Raw genomic sequence first — 18328 nt, forward strand, 5'->3', positions numbered from 1 at the left:
CGGTCGCGCTACAGCCGATTAGTCAGTTACATGAATGTTTGCCTGCCTAATAATAACTCGAGGCTTGAATTGATGTCCCATGCTCCCCAGACGACCCATTCAGCGAATGCTGATGGTTCGAACCTCGCCACAGGGTTGAAACAGCGCCACGTCACGATGCTCTCCATTGCAGGTGTCATCGGTGCTGGTCTTTTTGTCGGCTCTGGCCATGCAATTGCTGCAGCCGGCCCAGCTGTCCTGCTTTCCTACATGGCCGCCGGTACGCTCGTCGTATTGGTCATGCGCATGCTAGGGGAGATGGCTGTCGCTTCGCCTGATACCGGTTCGTTTTCCACCTACGCCAACAGAGCCATCGGCCCATGGGCTGGCTTCTCCATCGGCTGGCTTTACTGGTGGTTCTGGGTGCTTGTCATCCCGCTTGAGGCCATTGCGGCAGCCGCCATTCTAAACTCGTGGTTCCCAGGGATTGAAACGTGGGCATTTGCCTTGGCGATCACAGCCCTGCTTACAATCTCAAACCTGTTCAGTGTGGCCAAGTACGGAGAGTTCGAATTCTGGTTTGCGTTGTCAAAGGTTGTAGCCATCATGGCGTTCATCGTCCTGGCTGCCGTCGCTCTGGTAGGTGGTCTGCCAGGTCGGGAGGTTGATGGCTTCATCGCGACCATGAACGCGAATGGTGGTTTCGCTCCAAATGGCTATGGCCCGGTTCTCGGGGCATTGCTGACTACCATGTTCAGCTTCATGGGCACTGAGATCGTCACCATTGCAGCAGCAGAATCCAAGAACCCCTCGCAGCAGATCGCTCGGGCCACCAACTCGGTTATCTGGCGGATCGGCATTTTCTACGTCGTATCCATCTTCATGGTCGTCTCCATCGTTCCATGGAATGACGCTCAGCTATCGGTCGTGGGTTCATACCAGCGGGCCTTGGAGCTGCTGCAGATTCCTTACGCAAAGCTCATCGTTGATATCGTAGTGCTTGTAGCCGTAGCGAGCTGCCTTAACTCTGCAATCTACACCGCTTCTCGCATGCTCTTTGCGTTGGCTAAGCGGGGTGATGCCCCGCAGGGATTGAAAAAAACCACAGCTTCCAATGTGCCCCTCAAGGCCGTGTTGGCCAGTACTGCGATCGGCTTCCTCACAACTGCAATCAATTACTTCGCACCCGAGAAGGTCTTTGCCTTCCTGCTTGCAACCTCGGGTGCGGTAGCGCTCCTGGTTTATCTTGTCATCGCTGTTTCGCAGTTGCGTATGCGTAAGCAGTTGATCGCCAGTGGGCAGAAGCTCGACTTCAAAATGTGGCTCTATCCATGGTTGACCTGGCTGGTGATCATTTTCATCACCGGCGCGCTGGCTCTGATGTTGACGCTGCCAAAGCACACGGGTGAGGTGGCTGCTACTGCAGTGCTCGCAGCCGCGATCGTTGCCACTGGGCTGTACACCAAGCGTCGTTCCAAGGCAGCCTCTTGGTCTCGAAGGGCAGTAGTCGATCAGTAGTTCGATTGTCGAATCTTATTCGATGCGGGGGTGATACCTAAGGTAGTCACCCCTTTTCTCATTCCGGTGCTTACGGCACCGCTGTGGCCCGACATCTATGTGCAGGATGCGGAGCGCCGTCATGATATGACCGCCGCGCTAGTCGAGTTTGAGCGATTACAGTGCACTTATCCGCTCTGAGCTATGCGGTATCGCTATTGCCCAAAGTCAGTGTGGCGCAGCGCGCCGACGTTGTATTGGCGACTCTCGCTGCCTTACGGCATCCCCGGTGCGCTTTATGTCTCGTAGCCGATTTACCGCCGGTGCCCTTTGCCGTATTGCATTCTCCACCTGGTTGCGGTCGGTAAGGTGCAGACCTCCTGATAAGGCTTGAACGACCAGGATCGCCCACGAATGCGCGGATTGGTGAGCTCGCCAAGCGTTTATGCCTTCCGACGCTTAATCCGGCAGACTGCGGGCTCAGGTGGGATCCTATTTCAGGAAGTATTTTCTTGCGGTTTCTTCCTGTTTGAAGTGCGTAGTTCGAGGGTGTGGGTATGGGTAGCATTTCCAAACTGACACACAAAGGTGAATGCCATGTCTTCTCAACAAAAACTGTCTGTATCGCCTCGCGCACAACACGTATCAAACGGTATTGCGGTTGCTCACCCGATCACTGTGAGCCGCGCTGCAGGTGCTTATCTTTGGGATGACCAAGGAAAGAAATACTTGGACTTCGTAGGTGGTATCGGCGTGCTGAACGTAGGTCACAACCATCCACGCGTAGTCGAAGCGGTACGTAAGCAGTTGGATACCTTCTCGCACATCTGCTTCCAGGTGGCAGCTTACGACCAGTACACCGACCTCGCTGCGAAGCTGAACAACCTGGTGGGCGGCCCGGAGCACTACAAGTCGGTGTTCCTGACTACCGGTGCTGAAGCCGTTGAGAACGCCATCAAGATCGCGCGTGGTTACACCAATCGTCCGGGGGTGATCGCATTCCGTGGCGGTTTCCACGGGCGTACCTTGATGGGTATGACCCTGACTGGCATGAGCCAACCTTATCGCCAGAATTTCGGCCCATACGCCCCGGATATTTACCACACCCCGTACCCGAACGAGTACCGTGGCGTGACCACCGAGAAAGCGCTTGCCGCCTTGCAAGAAGTCTTCGACACGCAGATTGCTGCCGACCGCGTGGCGGCAATCATCATTGAGCCTGTTCAGGGTGACGGCGGTTTCATTCAAGCACCGGTTGAATTCATGCGTGCTCTGCGCAAGAAAACCGAAGAGCTGGGCATCGTTCTGATCTGCGACGAGATCCAGACCGGCTTCGGTCGTACTGGCAAAATGTTTGGCTTCGAGCACTCGGGCATCCAGCCCGACCTGGTAACTGTTGCCAAGAGCCTGGCCGGTGGTTTGCCAATTTCGGGTGTTGTAGGTCGTGCCGCGATCATGGACGCACCTCTGCCTGGTGGTCTGGGTGGTACCTACGGCGGTAACCCGCTGGGCTGCGCAGCAGCACTGGAAGTCATCAAGATTTTCGAGTCCGAGAACCTGACCGAGCGCAGCCGTGCCATTGGTGCGCAGCTCCTGGAAGGCTTCAAGCCTCTGGAAGGTCGTTTCAAGGGCATTGGTCACGTACGTGCCACCGGCGCCATGGCCGCCGTAGAGTTCGTTACCGATCGCGATACCAAAGAGCCCGATGCCGCCACTGCCCAGCGCGTGATTGATGCTGCCCGTGAAGAAGGTCTGCTGGTCATCAAGTGTGGCGTTTACCGTAACGTCGTTCGCTTCATCTGCCCTCTGGTGATTTCCGAGCAGGATGTTGCTGAGGCGCTGGGTATGTTCGAGCGTGCGCTGGTTGCCGCCAAGGCCTGAGCCTGACGGTCTATCGTTTTAGCACCGCAATTATTCTGGAGTGGTTATGACCCCGTTTGAAGCGTTCAATGAGGTTGATATTCGTGTCGGCGAAGTCGTGCGAGTAGAGCTCAATGAAAAAGCAAACAAGCCAGCTTATAAGTTCTGGATCAATTTTGGTGAGCTGGGTGAGAAGACCACCAGCGCTCAGTACACCAAGCTCTACAGCCCCGAAGAACTTGTCGGTAAGCAGGTGGTTTGCGCCGTCAATCTGGGCTCAAGGAAGATTGCAGGCTTCACCTCCGAGGTGTTGATGCTGGGCGTGGATCGCGAGCCGGGTGAGGTGGTTTACCTGACCACTGAACGCCAAGTGCCAATCGGAAGCAAAATTTTCTAACCCTTAGTTGCTGAGCTTCTGTTTGGCGACTAACCCAAAACAAGTAAACCTAAAAGTAGGATATCAAGATGCAACTGACCGACTTCAAAGCGCTGACCTTCGATTGCTACGGCACCCTGATTGACTGGGAAACCGGTATTGTCAACGCTCTCCAGCCGCTGGCAAAGCGCACCGGCAAAACTTTCACTTCCGATGAACTGCTGGAAGTGTTCGGTCGTAACGAGTCGCCTCAGCAGACCGAGACTCCAGGTGCTCTGTATCAGGACATCCTGCGCGCTGTGTACGATCGCATTGCCAAAGAGTGGGGCCTGGAGCCCGACGCCGCTGAGCGCGAAGAGTTCGGCACCTCTGTCAAAAACTGGCCTGCTTTCCCAGACACCGTTGAGGCTCTTCAGTACCTGAAGAACCACTACAAGCTGGTGATCCTGTCCAACATCGATCGCAACGAGTTCAAGCTGAGCAATGCCAAACTGGGTGTTGAGTTCGACCATATCATTACCGCCCAGGATGTTGGTTCGTATAAGCCAAATCCAAACAACTTCACCTTCATGATCGATGCTCTGGGTGAAGCTGGAATCGAGAAGGGCGATATTCTGCACACTGCAGAGAGCCTGTATCACGACCACATCCCTGCCAACGACGCAGGCTTGGCGTCGGCCTGGATCTACCGTCGTCACGGTAAAGAAGGCTATGGTGCTACCCATGTGCCGTCGCGTATGCCAAATATCGATTTCCGTTTCAACAGCATGGGCGAGATGGCTGAAGCCCATAAGAAAGCCCTGAAAGGCTGAGTCAAGAGCCGGTAGCCTTAGGGCTGCCGGCTTTTTCACTTCAATGGTACAAAAGCTATGAATTCACTCGATACGGCAGCAACTAAAACTGGTTTTGGTATGTTGCCTGCCATAGCGGCGGTCATTATCTGGAGTACTCTGGCCGTAAGCGTAACGTTTTGTAGTAATGTTTCGCCCATGTTTATTACGGGTGCTGCGCTTTTCATTGGTGGTGTGATTGGCCTTCCTTGGCTTAAGTTCTGGAAGATGCCTCGCGAATTGTTTTTGATTGGTACGTTTTGCATGTTGACGTACCATGTTATCTATTTTTATGCCTTGCAGCTTGCCGATCCAATCGGCGTTAGTCTGCTTCACTATCTTTGGCCTGTCTTCATTGTTTTGCTGGGCCCATTGTTTGTTCGCGGCGGCAAACTAACAGTCAAATCTGTTCTCGCAGGTCTTATTGGCTTTGTAGGTGCTATGATTAGCTGTAACCCTGATCACTCGATCAGCGTTGGCGACTCTTCTAACACCTGGCTGGGCTACACCCTTGCTTTTGTTTCTGCAATCTTCTGGGCTGTATACTCGCTATTAGCGAAGAAGTACCCTCATGTGCCTAGCGCCTCTGTTGGCTTGTATTGTCTTGTTTCTGGAGCTGTTTGCTTAGCGCTTTATCGTACGGGTGCACAGTGGCCGACATTAACCACTAACGAAATCTGGGCGATCTTGTACATGGGCATTGGCCCGATGGGTGGGGCATTCTACCTCTGGGACTATGCGATGAAGAAAGCAAACCATGAACAAGTCGCCGTGCTCAGCTATGCCACGCCTGTGCTATCAACAGCCTTTTTGGCGCTTTACCTGAATGTAGGCATGCAGTGGTATATCTGGGTGGGGGCAGCGTTGGTTGTTGTATCGATGGTCATGTCCAAGAAGACTGAGGCCCCGGCTCTCAAGTAACGAATCAGGAATCTTCGTACTGCGCAGTAATGGTAGAAAGGATTGAATTGGTCACTCGGTTCTGGTCTCTACCTTTTTGTTGTACTTGCCCCCTCCACACTGGGGGCTTTTTTTTGAGCGTATGTAGCCACCGATCGCTGTGGGCCGAATATCAGTGCGTTGTACTTCTCTCCTGGATGGCTATTTCACATGAGGGGATTCGACCTGCCCGTGATTGATACTTGATTAAAATAAAATGAGGAAAGCAGTTGTGGATACAGTTACAGCAAACAGCAAGGTACAGAGTCAGGAGGGTCAGCTCAAAGCTGGCCTTAAGTCCCGACATTTGACAATGATGTCCATCGCGGGTGTTATCGGAGGATCCCTATTCGTCGGCTCCGGAAGCGTTATCCATAGTGCAGGCCCCGCAGCGTTCCTAGCGTTTCTGGTCGGTGGGGTCTTGATGATGCTCATCATGCGAATGCTTGGTGAAATGGCCACGTCCTCCCCCGACACAGGTTCATTTTCAACGTATGCCGATCGCGCTATTGGCCGCTGGGCAGGATTCACCATTGGCTGGTTGTACTGGGGATATTGGGTGAGTTTAATGGCTTGGGAGGCCTATGTAGCTGGCAAGATTTTAAACGGTTGGTTCCCAAGTATTAGTGTCAACGTCTTTGTGCTGGCAACGACACTCCTATTGATCAGTATCAACTTTTTCAACGTAAAAAACTATGGCGAGTTTGAGTTTTGGTTTGCGCTAATTAAAGTAGTGGCGATTTTTTGCTTCCTAATCGTTTGCTGCCTGGCAGTCACTAACATCTGGACGCTAGGGGAGGTGAGAGGCATCAGCAACCTGACTGCGCACGGCTTCATGCCAAATGGAATAGATCCTGTCGTAGGTGCCATGCTTGGTGTGATGTTTGCGTTCCTGGGCGCTGAAATTGCGACTATTGCAGCGTCCGAGTCTGCAAATCCAGCGCAGCAGATCGTCAAAACGACTAAGTCAGTCGTTTGGCGCGTAGGCTTATTTTACGTCGGGTCAATCTTCCTTATCGTGTGCTTGGTGCCGTGGAATGACCCTATGCTTGGCGAGTCGGGTTATGGCTCATACCGGCGTACACTCGAGCTGTTGGGAGTACCGGGTGCCGAAATTCTGATGAACTTTGTAGTATTGACGTCGGTTAGTAGCTGTCTGATTTCAGCTCACTACACGGCCTCACGCATGCTTTATTCTTTGGCGACACGTGGCGATGCACCATCGTTCTTCAAGTTCACTAAAGCAGAAACGGGAATTCCGTTGTATGCGATCATCGGCTCTTGCGTCGTGGCGGTTGTGTTAGCGTTGATCAATTTCAGCGAAGTGCTGCGCCCTAAGGATATTCTTGATACGCTGATGAACATGACGGGAACCATCGCCCTCTTGGTTTATCTCGTTATCGCGTGTTCACAGTTGAAGATGCGTCGCAAGCTTGAGGCGAGTGGCAGTGACATTCCGTTAAGAATGTGGCTTTTCCCTTGGCTGACATGGGCAGTAATAATCTTCATCGTAGTTTGTCTGGGGGTGATGTCGTTCATGCCTGAGTATCAGGTTCTGGTCATCTCTACTGGTACTGCAGCAATGGCGTTGGTGATCATTGGTGTTGTGCATCAGATACGATGCAGTCGCGCGAGGCTTTGAGAGTACCTACGCTGTGATCTGGGCGTGGTCACATTGAGTTGTACAACCTGGATCAATTCTGGTGGGTGGTGCCAGCGGCTGCCGTCGGCTTACCACCTGCCTTCATTCTGTTCCTAAAGTCTGTGACGTCGGCTCCTATTCAAAGGGCCTGTTTATGCGGGCGGGAACTGGTGGGTGCAGCCGAATGTGTTCAGATGAATTCATTGCATGACGATCGTCCGACCCTGCAACACAAGCTGGGTGCTAGGCGTTTCACTAGATACGAGCGCGAAGCTGAAATTCCTACTCAGAAGTCTCATTCAGCACATGTTCATCCTATTTCGGGTAGGTAGAAGGTTCCAGCCTCGGCGCATAGCATTTACTTTAAATCAATGGTTAAAGCTAGGTCGCATCAGGCTCAACTGCGGGCACATCAAATGGGTGTTCACTGCGCGTTAATCATCGTTGCTATCGGGTAACGCATGCCTTCTTTGTATTCGAATGAAGGCACTACGTTTGCCTACTTTTTTGCATTTCTCTGGAGGTTTTATGAGCTTTAAGCTGCAGCGCGAGGAGTTGATTCTCACCAAGAACTACATCGCTGGTGTGTGGCAGGACGCAGCATCTGGCGCAACCCTCCCAGTGAACAATCCAGCCTCTGGGGAGCGCGTTACCCTGGTTCCAGACAGCAACGAGAAGGACGCAAAGGCAGCGGTCGAAGCGGCAGTTGATGCGTTTGAAGCTTGGCGCTCGACGCCTGCCAAGCAGCGAGCGGTAATCTTGAAGCGTTGGAATGATTTGATCATGGCCAACGCTGAAGACCTGGGTAAGATCATTTCTACTGAGCAAGGTAAACCGCTTGCTGAAGCCGTAGGCGAAATTGCCTACGCCGCGAGCTATGTCGAGTGGTTTGCTGAGGAAGCAACTCGGGCAAATGGTGACATCATTCCTCAAGCCGTACATGGCCGCAAAATGGCGGCCTACAGGGAGCCAGTCGGTGTTGTGGCGGCCATCACACCCTGGAACTTCCCGGCGGCGATGATCGCTCGGAAAATCGCTCCAGCATTGGCTGCAGGCTGTACTGTTGTATGTAAGCCTGCGGCGGAAACGCCGCTCACTGCTTTGGCACTGGTCAAGCTTGCCGAAGAGGCTGGCGTCCCGGCTGGCGTCCTTAACATCGTTAATACTTCTGCGTCCAAGACGGTTGCGGATGTGTGGTTAGATGATCCACGTGTTCGCAAAATTACCTTCACTGGCTCGACGCCTGTCGGTAAGCACCTGGCCCACGAATCCTCGCGTACCTTGAAAAAGCTGGCATTGGAGCTGGGCGGCAATGCGCCGTTCATCGTGTTTGAGGACGCTGACATTGATGCCGCCGTAGAAGGCTTGATGGTGGCTAAATTCCGGAACGGCGGGCAGACCTGCGTGTGCCCTAACCGCGTATACGTCCAGTCCAAGGTCTACGGTAATTTCCTGGAAAAACTCACTGCTCGTGTGTCGGCCCTGGTAGTTGGCCCGGCCAGCGATTCGAAGTCGCAGATTGGCCCGATGATCAACGCGAAAGCGATCGCCAAGATTGAAGAGCATGTCAACGATGCAGTAGCTCGGGGTGCTCGCGTCATGGCGGGAGGCAAGCGCCTTTTCACCGAGCAGCGTGCTGAGTCTACCTACTACGCTCCAACCGTTCTGGCCGACGTAGATCCGTCATCCAAATGCTTCCATGAGGAAACTTTCGGCCCGGTAGCCCCGATCACCCGGTTTGAAACCGAGGAAGAGGTCATCAAGATGGCCAACGACTCGCCTTTCGGCCTGGCATCCTATTTCTACACCAACGATATGCGCCGTGTGCATCGTGTAACCGACGCACTTGAGTGCGGCATCGTCGGTGTGAACGAAGGCGCTCTGGCTGCCGAAGCCGCTCCGTTTGGTGGCGTGAAGGATTCGGGATACGGTCGAGAAGGCTCCGTTCACGGCCTCGAAGAGTACATGCACATCAAATACGTCTGCCAAGGCGGACTGGATTAATTTCCAAGTCCAAGACGTGGGTTGGCTCTGGCCGATGTTGTTTTGGACTGAGCCAACTGTTCATGCATGTATTGCTGAGAGGTCGTATGAAAAAGCTTCAGGAAAAAGATCAACACTGGGTTCACCCGGTCACCGCCCTGATGGATCACCAGGCGAAGGGCGTATGCGCTTGGGAAAGCGCCGAGGGTATCCATTTAGTGGATGTGAACGGTCACCGTGTACAAGACGCATTTTCGGGGCTCTGGTGCGTAAACGCTGGTTACGGCCAACAATCGATTGTTGAAGCGGCGAAGAAGCAGCTCGAAGTCCTGCCGTACGCAACCGGATACTTTGGCTTCGGGAGCGAGCCTGCAATCGAACTGGCGTATCGCTTGGCCAAGCTGGCTCCACCAGGCCTGAATCACGTCATCTTTGGCCAAGGTGGATCGGACGCTGTCGATACCGCTATTCGTACTGTTCGCTATTACTTCAATGCCATCGGACAACCCGAGAAGAAACACTTCATCGCGGTGCAACGTGGCTATCATGGCTCGTCGGCTGTAGGGAGCGGCCTGACCGCACTTCCAGTTTTCCATCGATATTTCGATGTGCCTACGTCAACTCAGCATCACATCGAAGCACCTTACCCTTACCGCCACAGCGCCGGGCCAGACGAGACTGCTGTCTTGGCAGCCACCGTTGCCGCACTCAAAAGCAAGGTTCAAGAAATCGGGCAGGGTAACGTAGCGGCATTCATCTGTGAGCCCATCATCGGCTCCGGTGGAGTTATTGTGCCTCCGGCTGGCTATTTGAAAGCGATGCGGGCTACTTGCGATGAGCTTGGAATCCTGCTGATCGTTGACGAAGTTATCACTGGGTTTGGCCGCACCGGCCCGATGTTCGGCTGTGAGCATGAAGGCGTCAGTCCGGACGTTATGACCATGGCTAAGGGCCTGACATCCGGTTACGCGCCAATGGGCGCGACTATTATTTCTGAACGAATGTACGCGGCGATTGCGGAGGCTGGATCTGACGGCACACCCTTTGGTCATGGTCAAACCTATGCCGGCCATCCTGTCAGCGCGGCCATCGCCAATGCTACGCTCGACCTTTACGAGAATGGGCTCCTGAAAAATGGCACTGAAGTAGGTGAGTACTTCCAGAGCAAACTGCGGTCGTTGGAAAAACTGGATGTGGTAGGCCAGGTACGTGGACGCGGGATGCTGGCGGGTGTCGAACTGGTAGCAGACAAACACACCAGAGCGAAGCCTGATGCCAAGTTGAAGGTGGGCCAAAAGATCCTTGCCCATGCGTTCAGCGAGGGCCTTGTATTCCGAGCTTTCAACGACGACATCCTCGGGTTCGCTCCTTCGCTGAACTATACCCACGCTGATGTCGACAAGTTGATTGAGATTCTGACCTTCTCTATCGAGAAGGTGACGGGCACAAGGTGGGGCTGAACGTCAGCTGGTAGGGCAGTGTAGATATCGTTGTGGGAGCGGGCTTGCCCCGCGATCTGCCGCAACGCGGCAGCAAAGCCTGAATTCGCGGCGACTTTGACGCTAGTCGATATCGGGTATAGGAGCGCTTCGCACTCCATCGCGGGGCAAGCCCGCTCCCACAAGACTTTTCGTATAGAGCCTAGTGTGGTGTTTCAGAAATACCACTGAAAATCATCTACCCAGCGCTCGTGCCGCGCGAGCGACTGAGGCAAGGATGTCCTCGGCCTTCTTGTGCCACCGAAATGGCTTCGGATTCTGGTTGTAGGTTTCCAGGTAGTGCTCAATCGACGCCTCCAGATCCTTAACGCTGACATGTGCCTGCCGCTTGATCCACTTCTCGCTCAGCGTTGAGAAAAACCTCTCAACCAAATTCAGCCAGGATGCCGAGGTGGGCGTGAAGTGGATGTTGTAGCGTGGCCTCGCCGCAAGCCACGCCCTGACCTTGTCAGTCTTGTGAGTCGCATAGTTATCCATGATCAGATGAATCGGCATATCGGCAGGTACTGACACATCGATCTCCCTCAGAAAAGCGAGGAACTCAGTACTGCGATGTTGGCGTTTGAGTCGGCCGATCACCTCACCGGTTGCCACATCCAGGGCAGCAAACAGCGAGGTCGTTCCGTGCCGTTTGTAGTCATGTGTGCGAGTTGCAGGGTTACCTGGGGAAAGCGGTAAGCCCGGCTGTGTGCGGTTCAACGCTTGGATCTGACTCTTCTCATCAACGCAAAGCACCAGGGCTCGTTCGGGCGGGTTCAAGTAGAGCCCGACGATGTCGTGCACCTTGTCGACAAACAATGGATCAGTGGAGAGCTTGAAAGTCTTTTCCAAGTGCGGCTTGATCCCGAACGCGTGCCAAATACGCATTACGCTCGCAGGAGATAGGCCCGTCTCACGGCTCATCCGTCGCGTGCTCCAGTGACTGGAATCGTCGGGCTTACCTTGCAGCACTTGGTTTACTACTTGTTGAACTTGCTCATCGGAAATGGTGCGTGGTCGGCCAGAGCGCGGTTCATCGTTCAACCCCAACAGCCCCAACTTAGAGAAACGCTGTCGCCATCGTGACACCACATCCTTACTGGTACCCAAGCGCTGAGCGATGTCATTTCCTGACTCGCCTGCGGCACAGGCGAGGATTATCTCCGCGCGCAATCGAGCGTCCTGAGCGCCTTTACGGAGCTTGATGCGGCGTAGCAGCTCTGACTTTTCAGTTTCGGAAAGGATAATGACGGTTGCTGGTCGACCCATGTCGATGCCCTTGGCTAATGAGCTTCTACAGAGCCTAACTCAGATTTTCAGCGGTACTTCTGAAACACCACACTAGCAGTCATCCGTTGGCCGTTGACCAGGTGCAGACCTTGGAAACCCTGGTGCCTACCCGTTGGTGCTGCGCGAGAGTGGGTCGGGGGTGAGGCAGATTGTCGAGCGGGCCTTGTGATACCCCATGCCGCCACGCCGTCGCGGGCGGCGGCGCGGTTCATGGAGTTGTGTGTGGGCGAGCCCAAAGACGATTAGCAAAGCTGGCCTCTCGCGGCGGCATCAACCCACCTTGAACACGTGCTTGAGATACGCCACGAAGTTCTCGTCCCGGCATTGGGTCTTGCCCGGGCTGTCGGAAATCTTCGCCACCGGCGCCCCATTGCACGCCGTCATCTTGATCACGATGTTCATCGGCTCCACCCCTGGGATATCGCAGGTGAGGTTGGTGCCGATGCCAAAGCTCACGTTAATCCGCTCATGCAGTGCGCGGTACAGGCCAAGCGCGTTGGCGAAATCCAGCCCATCCGAGAAGATCAGCGTTTTGCTTCGCGGGTCGATCCCCAGTTTTTCATAGTGGGCAATGGCCTTTTCTGCCCATGCCAGCGGGTCGCCCGAGTCGTGGCGCAGGCCATCGAACAGCTTGGCGAAGTACAAGTCGAAATCCCCCATGAACGCGTCCATGGTGATGCAATCGGTCAACGCGATGCCCAGTAGCCCGCGGTATTCCCGTACCCAGCATTCCAGCGCAGCGGCCTGGCTGTCGACCAGGCGCGGGCCCAGTTGCTGGTGGGCCATGAACCATTCGTGGGCCATGGTGCCGATGGGCTTGAGTTCCAATTCGCGGGCCAGGTGCACGTTGCTGGTGCCGACCAGGCGGCCAGGGAAGTCGCGCTTGAGAATGTGCACGACCTGCTCCTGGACCCGGTACGAGAAGCGCCGTCGGGTACCGAAATCGGCCAGTTGAAAGCCTGCCAGCTCATCGGCACTCGCTTCGGCTTTGAGCCAGTCAAGCTTCTGGTACAGCCGCTCGCCCACGTGTTCCATCACCACTTCCCGATAGCGGTAGCGGTTGCGCACTTCGCTGATGATTGCCAGCAGCGGGATCTCGTAGAGGATCACGTGCAGCCACGGCCCGCGCACGCGGATTGCCAGCTGCCCGGCGTCGTCCAGGCCGACCTGCACGTAGCGCAGGTTGAAACGGAACAGGCTCAGAAAGCGAATGAAGTCCGGTTTGATGAACGGGATTTTTTCGAGGTAGGCCAATTGGTCGTGGGTGACGGTGACATCGGCCAGTTGCTCGACCTGGTAGCGGATTTCTGCCAAGTAAGGGGAGAGGTCCTCACCGTTACGGCAGCGGAATTCCCATTCCACCTCGGCGTTGGGGTAGTTGTGCAGCACCGCCTGCATCATGGTGATCTTGTAGAAGTCGGTGTCCAGCAGGTTCTGGATGATGCGCGGGCCGAAAACGCTGTCACTCATGGGCGGTCTTCCTTGATCAGCGAGAGTTGGTAGTCAAGCGCGGCTTCGTCGCCGCAGAGGATGACACCCTCGGCGGCCAATGCGCCGCAGGCAGCGATGGCGCCGGCCTGGGTGAGGGCGCGGCAAGCCGGCAGGTACAGCAACACCTGGAACCCGGCCCGGCGCAGTTGGTGGGCGGTGGTCTTGACGCAGTAGTCCAGGGCCAGGCCGCCGACGATCACGGCGCCCACCTGCTGCACCTTGAGGTATTCGATCACCCCGGTGGAGCGGCGTTCGGCCAGGTCGTGGTAGCAGGCGCCATAGGGGTGCAGGTCGGGTTCGACGCCTTTCCACACGAAGTAGTCGTAATCGATGGGGGCGGGCAGGCCAGGCAGCAGTTCGAAGCCGGGTGTACCTGGCACGCAGTGGCTGACCCAGGTCAGGTCGGCATTGGCCAGCGGCAGCGGTTGCAGCATCTGGGCCGGGTCGGCAACCACCCAGGCTGCATTGGCCGGGTGAGCGTCCTTGCTGCCCAGGCGCAAGTCTGCACGCAGGGCCATGGCGTTGAGGTCGGCGGCGATTTCATCGCCCTCGGGCACGGGTAGTTCCTGCGGGGCGTTGGCGGTGAAGCCGTTTTGCGCGTCGACATCGAAACTGGCGATCTTCATGGTGCTCTCCTCGCTGGCATGGCTATATATTCCACCTGGTGCATTAAGTGTGTCAAGCACTAGCTAATGAAACAAAGCCCCTTGTGCTACTTAACTGCTCTGGTGGATTATTGAGTTACTGAAGCGTGGAGCGTTCCCTTGAGTAGCACTGAAGTCTTGGCCAGCGTCGATATCGTCGCCTTGCGCATGGCCCCTGAAGCCCAGCATCTGCAAGTGTTGTTGCACCGCCGTGAGCGCGAACCGCACGCCGGCCAGTGGGCCTTGCCGGGTGTGATCGTCAACGGCCGTATCCCCGACACCAGCCTGGAAGGCGCGGCCGACCGCGCTTTGCGGGAGAAGGCCCGGGTGGTGCCGTGCTACATGGAACAGGTGGGTACCGAAGGCAATGCGTTCCGTGACCCGCGTGGCTGGTCGCTGAGCACCTACTACCTGGCCTTGCTCGCCCCTGGGCAGACCGTTGAAGGTGAGCAGCTGGCGTTTGTCGATATGGACAGCGTGCTGGGGCGCAAGGTGCTCTTGCCCTTCGACCACAACTTGCTGGTGGAGCGCGCCCGCGAACGGCTGGCGGCGAAGACTGTGTATAGCAGCTTGCCGCTGTACCTGCTGGCCGAGAAGTTCACCGTGCTCGATGCCTTGGGGGCAGTGCAGGCGTGCCTGGGGCAGGCGGTGAACAACACCTCGCTGCGCAAACGCCTGGAGCGCTTGCGCGAGCTGGGGTGGGTGAGGGATACCGGGGAGAAGAACCAGCCTAAGCTGGGTAGGCCGCAGCAGTTGTATCAGTACACGCCGCAGGGGGAGCGGCCGTTCATGTTTGACCGCAGTTTGTTGCCGGAAGGCGGGCTGTCTTAACTGCGGGCAGGCTACTGTCGCTGGAGCTAGTGCGCGCAGCGGCTGGTATCACCGTGCTCCGCCGGCGCCTTGCGCGCCGCTGCCAGCAGCGTCGCCAACACGATCAACGCCGCCCCCGCCGCCATGCGCACACTCGGTTGCTCGCCAAACAACCACCACGCCCCAAGAATCGCATACACCGGCTCCAGCGCGATGATCATGCCGGCGGTACGCGCTTCAAGGCCTTCCAGGCTCTTGACGAACAGGAACTGCGACAGCCCGGTGCAGAACACGCCCAGCAGCGCCAGGTTGAGCCAGTCATGGCCGCCTAGGCTGGTGCTGCCCAAGTGAGTGAAGGCGAACGGTGCCACCAGCGCGGCCACGACCACGTTCTGCCAGAACGCCACTTGCATCGCGTTCATGCTCGATGCGCGGCGGCGGTTGGCGACCGTCAGCAAGGCGAAGGCAAGGCCAGACCCCAAACCCCACAGTAGGCCGACAGTGCCTTTGTCGAGCAGGTCGAAGGTGGGCACGACCAGCACCAGGCCTGCCGTCACCATCAGCAATAACAAACCTTGGGTGGCGCCAATGCGTTGGCCGAACACACCGCGCTCGATCATGGCGATAAAGGCGGGGAAGCTGGCAAAGCCCAGGGTCGCCACGGCCACCCCACCGACCTTGACGGCAATGAAGAAGGTCACCCAGTGGGCAGCCAGCAGCGCGCCGGTCAGGCCGAGGATTGGCAGGTTGCGCAAGGTCAGGGCGTCGAGCAAGCGGGTGCCCTTGAGCCCGGCGACGAAGCCCAGGGCAATGAAGGCAAAGGTGGCGCGGCCGAAGGTGATGATGCTGGCGTCGGCTTCGATCAAGTGGCCCAAGATGCCGGTCAGGCCGAACAGGACGGCGGCGATGTGGGCAACGAGCAGCGCGTTGCGGTGGCCGGTGGAGGCACCGGCTACGGGGAGGGAGGTAGCGATCATGGCAGTCAAATTCTTCACAATGTGCGCGCGCAAGCACTCCCGGCCGACGCGTCGCGGGTCTTCAAAACTGGGAGTTTTATCGTTATGAGCCCGGACGAATTGCCCGGTGCAAAAAGGCGCCACAGCGTTGGAATTGTGAAGCGAGGCTGTTTACTCGCAATTACCGCGTCTGCCAGCCCACGGCGCGGGGCTGGCTGATGTGTGTATTATTTTTGTATACAGGGTTGCGAGGCCGGTCGCGGGCGACGTCTGGTTGTCTGATCGCGACATTGATCGTTGTCGCGCCGCGCCGCCTTACTCTTCGCCGTAGTTCATGATCGACAGCAGGCGGATGGGCACCTGCACGAGCTGCTCCGGCCCGTGCGGGGTTTCGCCATCAAAGGTCAGGCTGTCACCCGCGTGCATGTGATAGAGCTGGTTGCCGTGGCGGTACACCAGTTCACCCTCCAGCAAATGCAGGAACTCCGTGCCTGGGTGGGCGAAGGTCGGGAACTCTTCGCTGGCGTCATCCATGCTCACCATGTAGGCCTCGAAGTGCTTCTTCGGGCCCCTGGCGTGATTGAGCAAATGATAGGTGTGGCCCTTTTCCGTGCCCCGGCGCACCACCTCCAGCCCTTCACCGGCCTTCACCAGCAGTGCATTGCCGTCAGGTTGGTCGTATTGGCTGAACAGCTTGGCCATCGGCATACCCAGCACATCGCACAGGCGGCTGAGGGTGTCGAGGCTGGTGGACACCTGGGCGTTCTCGATTTTGCTCAGCATCCCTTGGCTGATACCGGCGATGCGCGCCACATCGGCGAGTTTGAGGGACTGGGCCTGGCGCTGGCGCTTGATCTGCAAGCCCAGGTACTGCTCCAGGCGAAGGCGCGGTTGGGTTTCGGTCGGCATCTAATGTCCTGCACGGTTTCAGTTCAAGAATAAAGATTTCGCACTGAGAAAGTGCGAAATGCTGCTGCGGTGGCAGTCGTTTTCCTCAGGTGAAAACAAGTTTCCCATATCTACAACGGAATTTCCTGGGTAATGGCGGCTGGCCTCTTCACGCCGAACCGCCGCGAAAAGGCCGGTGGAGGTAAACCTGGCAAGCGCTTTGCATTCCTGTGATGAAAGTAAGTTTCCCATGCGGAATTACAAGCAGCCCCTTACCCAGGAGTGTTCATCCCATGTTGCCAGCAGAAACCCAGCGCACCCTCGATCAGCACGGCATCAAGTATGTGCTGGCGCAGTTTGTCGACATCCATGGCTCGGCAAAGACCAAATCGGTGCCGGTCTCGGGCCTCAAGATGGTGGCCGAGGAGGGCGCCGGTTTTGCCGGGTTCGCCATCTGCGGCATGGGCATGGAGCCACACGGCCCGGACTTCATGGCCCGGGGCGACCTGGCCACGTTGATCCCGGTCCCCTGGCAGCCCGGCTATGGCCGGGTGGTGTGCGTCGGCCATGTCAACGGCCAGCCCTGGCCTTATGACAGCCGCTACGTTCTGCAGCAGCAGGTGCAGCGCCTGGCCGACAAGGGCTGGACGCTGAACACCGGGCTTGAGCCCGAGTTCAGCCTGTTCCGCCGTGACGAAGGCGGCAAGCTGCAATTGGTGGATGCCTCCGACAACCTCGACAAGCCGTGCTACGACTACAAGGGCCTGTCGCGTTCGCGGCTGTTTCTGGAGCGCCTGACCGAAGCCCTGCAACCCGTGGGCTTCGACATCTACCAGATCGACCACGAAGACGCCAACGGCCAGTTCGAGATCAACTACACCTACAGCGACGCCATGGAGTCGGCCGACCGCTTCACGTTCTTCCGCATGGCGGCCGGCGAAATCGCCAACGACCTGGGGATGATCTGCTCGTTCATGCCCAAGCCCGACCCCAAGCGCGCGGGTAATGGCATGCACTTTCACCTGTCGCTGGCCAGCAGCACCAACAAGAATCTGTTCCATGACGCCAGCGACAGCAGCGGCATGGGCCTGTCGAAGCTGGCGTACCACTTCGCCGCGGGCCTGATGGCCCACGGCCCGGCGCTGTGTGCCTTCGCGGCGCCAACCGTCAACTCCTACAAACGCCTGGTGGTTGGCCGCTCGTTGTCCGGCTCGACCTGGGCCCCAGCCTTCGTTGCCTGGGGCGCCAACAACCGCTCGGCGATGGTCCGCATCCCCTACGGGCGCCTTGAGTTCCGCCTGCCGGACGCGGGCTGCAACCCGTACCTGGTCACTGCCGCGATCATCGCGGCTGGCCTGGATGGTATCGACCGCCAGCTCGACCCAGGCGAGATGTGCAACGAGAACCTCTACACCCTGAGCCTCGAAGAAATCGCCGCACGCGGTATCAAGACCCTGCCGCAATCGCTCAAGGAAGCCGCCGACGCGCTCGAGGCCGACCCCCTGTTCCGCGAGGTGCTCGGCGCCGAGATCGTCGACGAGTTCATCAAGCTCAAGCGCATGGAGTGGGTGGAGTACTGCCGACACGTCTCCGACTGGGAAATCCAGCGTTACACCGAGTTTTTCTGACCGCCCCCATCCCTTGGGCGGCCCTCAAAACAGCGGT

The 18328-nt window shown here is 57.0% G+C and carries 15 protein-coding genes and 1 pseudogene; 11 read left to right on the forward strand and 5 right to left on the reverse strand.

The window, feature by feature from the left end:
- Positions 1 to 72: 72 nt before the first annotated feature.
- The 8 genes from gabP to AC5PZ0_RS25380 all read left to right on the forward strand — a co-directional run bounded on the left by gabP (position 73) and on the right by AC5PZ0_RS25380 (position 10566).
- Positions 73 to 1497: a GABA permease gene (gene gabP / locus AC5PZ0_RS25345; protein WP_493855981.1), complete on the forward strand. Its 1425-nt coding sequence runs from the start codon at positions 73 to 75 to the stop codon at positions 1495 to 1497.
- Between the two features lie 576 nt (positions 1498 to 2073).
- Entirely contained in the window at positions 2074 to 3357 is a 1284-nt protein-coding gene (gene gabT / locus AC5PZ0_RS25350) for a 4-aminobutyrate--2-oxoglutarate transaminase (protein ID WP_099429039.1), read from the forward strand.
- Positions 3358 to 3403: 46 nt separating this feature from the next.
- The gene (locus tag AC5PZ0_RS25355) at positions 3404 to 3733 is read left to right on the forward strand and encodes a tRNA-binding protein (protein ID WP_099429040.1); all 330 of its coding nucleotides are present in this window, start codon (positions 3404 to 3406) and stop codon (positions 3731 to 3733) included.
- Between the two features lie 68 nt (positions 3734 to 3801).
- Complete coding sequence (locus AC5PZ0_RS25360; protein WP_238217181.1) at positions 3802 to 4524, forward strand: haloacid dehalogenase type II; 723 nt, start codon at positions 3802 to 3804, stop codon at positions 4522 to 4524.
- A gap of 57 nt (positions 4525 to 4581) precedes the next feature.
- Positions 4582 to 5463 carry a DMT family transporter gene (locus tag AC5PZ0_RS25365; RefSeq protein WP_493855982.1) on the forward strand — a complete coding sequence of 294 codons (882 nt, stop codon included), beginning with the start codon at positions 4582 to 4584 and terminating at the stop codon, positions 5461 to 5463.
- A 250-nt stretch (positions 5464 to 5713) separates the two neighbouring features.
- The gene (locus AC5PZ0_RS25370; RefSeq protein WP_493855983.1) at positions 5714 to 7123 is read left to right on the forward strand and encodes an amino acid permease; all 1410 of its coding nucleotides are present in this window, start codon (positions 5714 to 5716) and stop codon (positions 7121 to 7123) included.
- A gap of 528 nt (positions 7124 to 7651) precedes the next feature.
- Entirely contained in the window at positions 7652 to 9127 is a 1476-nt protein-coding gene (locus AC5PZ0_RS25375) for an NAD-dependent succinate-semialdehyde dehydrogenase (RefSeq protein ID WP_493855984.1), read from the forward strand.
- Between the two features lie 86 nt (positions 9128 to 9213).
- The gene (locus AC5PZ0_RS25380; RefSeq protein ID WP_265969090.1) at positions 9214 to 10566 is read left to right on the forward strand and encodes an aminotransferase class III-fold pyridoxal phosphate-dependent enzyme; all 1353 of its coding nucleotides are present in this window, start codon (positions 9214 to 9216) and stop codon (positions 10564 to 10566) included.
- 213 nt (positions 10567 to 10779) lie between these two features.
- Here the strand turns inward: AC5PZ0_RS25380 and AC5PZ0_RS25385 are convergent, their stop codons facing one another.
- Positions 10780 to 11853: an IS630 family transposase gene (locus AC5PZ0_RS25385; RefSeq protein WP_493855985.1), complete on the reverse strand. Its 1074-nt coding sequence runs from the start codon at positions 11851 to 11853 to the stop codon at positions 10780 to 10782.
- Positions 11854 to 11933: 80 nt separating this feature from the next.
- On the opposite strand from AC5PZ0_RS25385, the pseudogene AC5PZ0_RS25390 reads away from it, so the two are divergent.
- A pseudogene (locus tag AC5PZ0_RS25390) lies at positions 11934 to 12120 on the forward strand (LysR family transcriptional regulator); the annotation flags it as partial.
- A gap of 24 nt (positions 12121 to 12144) precedes the next feature.
- On the opposite strand, the gene pncB reads toward AC5PZ0_RS25390, so the two are convergent.
- Together pncB and AC5PZ0_RS25400 are read right to left on the reverse strand one after the other, a co-directional pair.
- Positions 12145 to 13344 (reverse strand): nicotinate phosphoribosyltransferase, encoded by a 1200-nt coding sequence (pncB, locus tag AC5PZ0_RS25395; RefSeq protein ID WP_493855986.1) that lies wholly within the window; start codon positions 13342 to 13344, stop codon positions 12145 to 12147.
- Positions 13341 to 13991, reverse strand: a complete 651-nt coding sequence (locus AC5PZ0_RS25400; protein WP_085274331.1) for an isochorismatase family protein — start codon at positions 13989 to 13991, stop codon at positions 13341 to 13343. The genes pncB and AC5PZ0_RS25400 overlap by 4 nt, the downstream gene beginning before the upstream one ends.
- Before the next feature lie 138 nt (positions 13992 to 14129).
- On the opposite strand from AC5PZ0_RS25400, the gene AC5PZ0_RS25405 reads away from it, so the two are divergent.
- Positions 14130 to 14840 carry an NUDIX hydrolase gene (locus tag AC5PZ0_RS25405; protein ID WP_493855987.1) on the forward strand — a complete coding sequence of 237 codons (711 nt, stop codon included), beginning with the start codon at positions 14130 to 14132 and terminating at the stop codon, positions 14838 to 14840.
- Between the two features lie 26 nt (positions 14841 to 14866).
- On the opposite strand, the gene AC5PZ0_RS25410 is transcribed toward AC5PZ0_RS25405, so the two are convergent.
- Together AC5PZ0_RS25410 and AC5PZ0_RS25415 are read right to left on the reverse strand one after the other, a co-directional pair.
- A complete protein-coding gene (locus AC5PZ0_RS25410; protein WP_493855988.1) occupies positions 14867 to 15796 on the reverse strand; it encodes a DMT family transporter in 930 nt (309 codons plus the stop codon).
- A gap of 294 nt (positions 15797 to 16090) precedes the next feature.
- Positions 16091 to 16684 carry a helix-turn-helix domain-containing protein gene (locus AC5PZ0_RS25415; protein WP_027595361.1) on the reverse strand — a complete coding sequence of 198 codons (594 nt, stop codon included), beginning with the start codon at positions 16682 to 16684 and terminating at the stop codon, positions 16091 to 16093.
- Positions 16685 to 16956: 272 nt separating this feature from the next.
- On the opposite strand from AC5PZ0_RS25415, the gene glnT reads away from it, so the two are divergent.
- A complete protein-coding gene (glnT, locus tag AC5PZ0_RS25420; RefSeq protein WP_027595362.1) occupies positions 16957 to 18291 on the forward strand; it encodes a type III glutamate--ammonia ligase in 1335 nt (444 codons plus the stop codon).
- The last annotated feature ends 37 nt before the right edge of the window (positions 18292 to 18328 follow it).

It is taken from the genome of Pseudomonas sp. 5.2, from assembly GCF_059025405.1.